At 71.1% G+C, this 5,707-nt stretch carries 5 protein-coding genes; 3 read left to right on the plus strand and 2 right to left on the minus strand.

Annotation, left to right across the window (positions count from 1 at the left end; genetic code table 11):
* The 3 genes from P409_RS24720 to P409_RS24730 all read left to right on the plus strand — a co-directional run.
* The coding region (locus P409_RS24720) for an aldehyde dehydrogenase family protein (RefSeq protein ID WP_034844829.1) at positions 1 to 1,087 on the plus strand (1,087 nt) is incomplete at its 5' end.
* 32 nt (positions 1,088 to 1,119) lie between these two features.
* A complete protein-coding gene (locus P409_RS24725; protein WP_034844831.1) occupies positions 1,120 to 2,499 on the plus strand; it encodes an aspartate aminotransferase family protein in 1,380 nt (459 codons plus the stop codon).
* 8 nt (positions 2,500 to 2,507) lie between these two features.
* Entirely contained in the window at positions 2,508 to 3,611 is a 1,104-nt protein-coding gene (locus tag P409_RS24730) for an alcohol dehydrogenase family protein (RefSeq protein ID WP_034844832.1), read from the plus strand.
* 224 nt (positions 3,612 to 3,835) lie between these two features.
* On the opposite strand, the gene P409_RS24735 is transcribed toward P409_RS24730, so the two are convergent.
* Both P409_RS24735 and P409_RS24740 read right to left on the minus strand, forming a co-directional pair.
* Positions 3,836 to 4,936 carry a M24 family metallopeptidase gene (locus P409_RS24735; protein WP_034844833.1) on the minus strand — a complete coding sequence of 367 codons (1,101 nt, stop codon included), beginning with the start codon at positions 4,934 to 4,936 and terminating at the stop codon, positions 3,836 to 3,838.
* Between the two features lie 44 nt (positions 4,937 to 4,980).
* On the minus strand, positions 4,981 to 5,707 hold a 727-nt coding region (locus P409_RS24740), incomplete at its 5' end, for an isoaspartyl peptidase/L-asparaginase family protein (RefSeq protein WP_034844835.1).

Genomic DNA, 5,707 nt, shown 5'->3' on the forward strand with positions numbered 1-5,707 from the left:
GGCCAAGCGCCTGAACGTCGAATCCGTCACCAGCCATCTGCCCGGCGCCGAGATGATGGTGCGGCGCGAGCCGCTGGGCGTCGTCGGCGTCGCCACGCCCTGGAACTTTCCCTGCGCCATGCTGACCCGCAAGGCCGCCGCCGCCCTGGCCGCCGGCTGCACCGTGGTGGCGCACCCCTCGTCGCAGACCCCGCTGTCGGCCCTGGCCCTGGCCGAGCTGGCGGAGCGCGCCGGCATCCCGGCCGGGGTGCTGAACATCGTCACCGGCGACCCGGAGCCGATCGTCGGCCGGATCTGCGCCGACAAGCGGGTACGGGCGGTCAGCTTCACCGGGTCGACCGAGATCGGCCGGCTGATCGCCGAGCGCTGCGCCCCGACGATCAAGCGCCTGCAGCTCGAATTGGGCGGCCACGCCCCGCTGATCGTCTTCGCCGATGCCGATCTCGACCGCGCCGTGTCGATCGCGATCGATGCGAAATTCGCCACCTCCGGGCAGGACTGCCTGGCCGCCAACCGGATCTATGTCGAGCAGCCGGTCTATGCCGCCTTCTGCGACGCCTTTGCCAAACGCGTCGCGGCGCTGAAGGTCGGTAACGGCCTCGATGCCGGGACCGAGATCGGACCGCTGATGCACGACCGCGCCATGGCCAAGGCGGCGGAGCATGTGCGCGACGCCGTGGGGCGCGGCGCGCGATGCCTGACGGGCGGCGAGGCCCACCCGGCCGGGCCGCTGTTCTTCGCTCCGACCGTGCTGGCCGACGTGCCGGACGGCGCCGCGATCATGCGCGAGGAGACCTTCGCCCCGGTCGCCGCCGTCACCGCCTTCGACAGCGAGGACGAGGTGGTGGCCCGCGCCAACGACACCGAATACGGCCTGGTCGCCTATGTCGTCACCCGCGATGCCGGCCGGGTGCTGCGCCTCGGCCGCGCCCTCGACTACGGCATGGTCGCGGTCAACCGGGTGAAGATCACCGGTGCCCCGATCCCGTTCGGCGGCATGAAGCAGTCCGGCCTCGGCCGTGAAGGCTCGCGCCACGGCATCGAGGCCTTCACCGAGCTCAAGTACCTCTGCCTGGACGCGGCGTAAGCGCCGCCCGTCTCTTTCTAAGGAGAACCCCGATGGCCCTCCGCGGCAACGAACTCGACGCCTGGGATCGCGACCACTTCTTCCATCCCTCGACCCATATGGCGGCCCATGCCCGGGGCGAGACGCCGAACCGGATCATCACCGGCGGCGAGGGCGTCTACATCACCGACCGCGACGGCAAGCGCAGCCTGGACGCCTTCGCCGGCCTGTACTGCGTCAATGTCGGCTACGGCCGGCGCGAGATCGCCGATGCGATCGCTGCCCAGGCGCATGAGCTGGCCTATTACCACGCCTATGTCGGGCACGGCAGCGAGCCGTCGATCCGCCTGGCCAAGATGATCATCGACCGGGCGCCGGCCGGCATGTCGCGGGTGTTCTTCGGCCTCGGCGGGTCCGACGCCAACGAGACCAACATCAAGCTGGTCTGGTACATCAACAACATCCTGGGCCGGCCGCAGAAGAAGAAGATCATCTCGCGCTGGCGCGGCTATCACGGCTCCGGCCTGATGACCGGCAGCCTCACCGGGCTGGAGCTGTTCCACAAGGCCTTCGACCTGCCGCTGGCCCAGGTGCTGCACACTGAGGCGCCGTACTACTACCGCCGCGAGGACCGGTCGCTGAGCGAGGAGCAGTTCTCGCAATACTGCGCCGACAGGCTGGAGGAGATGATCCTGGCCGAGGGGCCGGAGACGGTGGCGGCCTTCATCGGCGAGCCGATCCTGGGCACCGGCGGGCTGGTGCCGCCGCCGGCCGGCTACTGGGAGAAGATCCAGGCGGTCCTGGCCAAGTACGACGTGCTGCTGATCGCCGACGAGGTGATCACCGGCTTCGGCCGGCTGGGGTCGATGTTCGGCTCCGACCATTACGGCATCAAGCCGGACCTGATCACCATCGCCAAGGGACTGACCTCGGCCTATGCCCCGCTGTCCGGCGTGATCGTGTCGGAGAAGGTGTGGAAGATCCTGGAGAAGGGGTCCGACGCGCTGGGCGCCATCGGCCATGGCTGGACCTATTCCTCGCACCCGCTGTGCACCGCCGCGGCGATCGCCAATCTCGAGCTGATCGACAGCCTGGGGTTGGTGGAGAACGCGAAGCTGACCGGCGCCTATTTCAAGCAGGCGCTGACCGACGCCCTGGCCGGCCACCGCATCGTCGGCGAGGTGCGCGGCGAGGGCCTGGCCGCGGCGGTCGAGTTCGTGGCCGACAAGGACGACCGGGTGTATTTCGACCCGGCGCTGAAGGTCGGGCCGCGGATCTATGCGGCGACGCTGGCCCGCGGCGTGATCTCCCGCGCCCTGCCGCAGGGCGACATCCTGGGCTTCGCCCCGCCGCTGTGCCTGACCCGCGACGAGGCCGACATCGTGGTCAAGGCCGTGGCCGGCGCGGTCGAGTCGGTGGCGGCCGAGCTGTGAGCGAAGCCATGATCGCCGAAACCATCCCCGCCACCATGCGCGCCGTGGTCCTGACCGGCCATGGCGGGCCCGACAAGCTGGTCTATCGCGACGACGTGCCGGTGCCGAAGCCGGCAGCCGGCGAGGTGCTGATCGAGGTCGCCGCCTGCGGCATGAACAACACCGATGTCTGGGTCCGCGAAGGCGCCTACGGCACCGAGGCGGACCCGGAGGCGGTGTCGAGCTGGCGCGGCCGCGGCGACCGGTCGACCCTGACCTTCCCCCGCATCCAGGGCACCGACACGGTCGGCCGCGTCGTCGCGGTCGGGCCCGGCGTGCCGGCGGCGCGGATCGGCGAACGGGTGATGGTCGATTTCAGCATCTACAACCGCGACGACGACAGCCTGGCCGACATCGACTACATGGGCCATGGCCGCGACGGCGGCTATGCCGAATACATGGCGCTGCCGGCCGACCATGCCCATCACGTCGACACGCCGATGAGCGATGTCGAGCTCGCCACCTTCTGCTGCGCCTACCTGACCGGCGAGCACATGCTGGACCGGGCGCGGGTGGCGGCGGGCGAGCGGGTGCTGGTCACCGGCGCCTCGGGCGGCGTCGGCTCCGGCATCGTCCAACTGTGCCGCGCCCGTGGCGCCATCCCCTATGCCGTGGTCGGCCGCGGCAAGGAGGAGGCGGTGCTGGCCGCCGGCGCCGAGGCGGTGGTCACGCGCGACGCCGGCGACCTGGTCTCGGCGGTGGAGCGCGCGACCAAGGGCCGGCCGATCGACGTCGTCGCCGACCTGGTCGGCGGGGCGATGTTCAACGACCTGTTGCGCATCCTGCGGCCGGAGGGGCGCTACACCACCGCCGGCGCCATCGCCGGGCCGGTGGTGCAGCTGGACCTGCGGACCATGTACCTGAAGCACCTGGAGCTGCACGGCTCGTCCCAGGGCACGCGCGACGCCTTCAAGCGACTGGTGCGGTACATCGAGGAGGGCAAGCTGAAGCCGCTGGTCGGCGGGGTCTACCGCCTCTCCGACTTCCACCGCGCCCAGGCCGATTTCATGGCCAAGGGCTTTGTCGGCAAGCTGGTGGTGGTGCCGGATGCAAGGTGGGCTGGTGGTCGTTAAGGCTGCTCTCGGACGCCGGCAAAAGCCAAACAAGTCCCCCCTCCCCTTGCGGGAGGGGGGCAGGGGGAGGGGTCTGCGCGCGTCCGCGCGCGAATGAGTCAGGGACCTGTCCGCCGTCACCACGGCCGGAACAGGGTCGGTGCAAGCCGATGGAACCCCCTCCCCCTAACCCCCTCCCGCAAGGGGAGGGGGGACTCAAACGGGGTAAGACGGAGACCTGCTGCTTACACCCGCACCACATGCAGGTCGCGCGGCAGGGTGGACAGGATCTCCGGCCCGTCCTCGCGCAGGATCACGATCTCCTCAAGGCGGATGCCGAAACGGCCCGGGATGTAGATGCCCGGCTCGATCGAGAACACCATGCCTTCCTCCAGCACCGTCTCGGAGGTGGCGGTGATGTAGGGCGGCTCGTGGCCGTCGATGCCCATGCCGTGGCCGGTGCGGTGGACGAAGTATTCGCCATAGCCGGCATCGGTGATGACCTTGCGGGCCGCGGCGTCGACCTCCTTGGCCATCACGCCCGGCTTCGCCGCCTTCAGCGCCGCCTGCACCGCCTTCTCGACGATGGTGTGGATCTGGCCGTAGCCCTCCGGCGGGCGGCCGATCGCGACCATGCGGGTGATGTCGCTGGGGAAGCCGGCCTTGCGGCCGCCGATGTCGACCACCACCGCATCGCCCTCCTCCAGCCGGCGCTCGCCGGTCTGGTGGTGCGGGAAGGCGCCGTTGCCGCCGCCGCCGACGATCCAGAACTGCGGCGACGCGCCCTCCGAGGTGAAATGGGCCTTGATCACATCCGCCAGCTCCAGCTCGGTCATGCCCGGCCTGGCCGCGGCGAAGGCAGCCTGGATGGCGCGGTCGGCGATGCCGGCATTCATCTTCAGCTTGGCGAACTCTGCCGCGTCCTTGCGCATGCGCAGGGCGCCGATGGTGCTGTCGGTGAAGCTGTGCCGCGCCCCGGGCAGGACACCGAGCAGCAGCAGGGCGAAATCCGCCCGCATCGTCTCGTCCAGCACGACATGCCCGGCCTGGGCGGCGCCGACATCGGCCAGGGCGGCCGCCAGCGCGGCATCCGGCCCGATGGCGTCGTCCCAGGTGTGGAAGACGATCGCCGTCTCCTCGCGCGAGCCCTCGGCGTTCAGCGCCGGCATCAGGAACGCCTCGCGCTCCGGCCCGATCAGCAGCAGGCAGGGCCGCTCATCGGCATGCGGGTGGAAGCCGGCCGCCCATTGCAGGTGCGAGCCGGGCCCGAGCGCGACGAGGTCGACGCCCGCCTCCCGCATCTTCACCCGCAGCGCCGCCAGCCGCGTCCCCGTATCGACCGTCATCCTGTCCTCCCGTTCGAGGCGAATCGCCGTCCTCGACCGCCAGCCTAGACCGCCTCGGTCCGGAAATCCTCGCGATGGATCGCGGTGCGCAGCATGCCGTCGGCGCCGATCACGCCGCGATACATGCCCTCGCAGTTGAAGGGCAGCGCGACATTGCCCTGGGCGTCGACCGCGATCAGCCCGCCGGACCCGCCGGCCGGGGCGAGGAGCACCTGCACCACATCCTCCGCCGCCTGCGCCAGCCCCTGGCCGGCCCAGCGCATGCGGGCGTCGATCTCGTGCCCGGCGGCGTAGCGGATGAAGATCTCGCCATGGCCGGTGCCGGAGACGGCGCAGGTGGCGTTGTCGGCCCAGGTGCCGGCGCCGATCACCGGGCAGTCCCCGACCCGGCCCGGGGTCTTGCCGGTCATGCCGCCGGTCGAGGTGGCGGCGGCGAGGTTGCCGGCGGCATCGCAGGCCACCGCGCCGACCGTGCCGTGCTTGCGCGCCGGATCGCCGTCATCCGGCAGAGCCATGCGGCGACGTTCCAGCTCCTGCTGCAGCGCCTCCCAGCGCCGCTCGGTGCGGAACCAGGACGGGTCCATATGCTCCAGCCCCGCCTCGCGGCAGAAGCGGCGCGCCCCCTCTCCGGCCAGCAGCACATGCTCGGTCCGCTCCATCACCGCGCGGGCGGCCAGGACCGGGTGGCGCGGGCCGCAGATGCCGGCGACGGCGCCGGCGCGGCGGTCGCGCCCGTCCATCACCGCCGCGTCCATCTCGTTCTCGCCGGCG

Origin of the sequence: Inquilinus limosus MP06 (assembly GCF_000767795.1) — a bacterium.
Classification (GTDB): domain Bacteria; phylum Pseudomonadota; class Alphaproteobacteria; order DSM-16000; family Inquilinaceae; genus Inquilinus; species Inquilinus limosus_E.

What these genes read in the sequence shown, in the direction of transcription:
- P409_RS24730 (WP_034844832.1), top strand. Translation starts at nt 2,508, where the DNA reads ATGATCGCCGAAACCATCCCCGCCACCATGCGCGCCGTGGTCCTGACC.
- P409_RS24725 (WP_034844831.1), top strand. Translation starts at nt 1,120, where the DNA reads ATGGCCCTCCGCGGCAACGAACTCGACGCCTGGGATCGCGACCACTTC.
- P409_RS24735 (WP_034844833.1), bottom strand. Translation starts at nt 4,936, where the DNA reads ATGACGGTCGATACGGGGACGCGGCTGGCGGCGCTGCGGGTGAAGATG.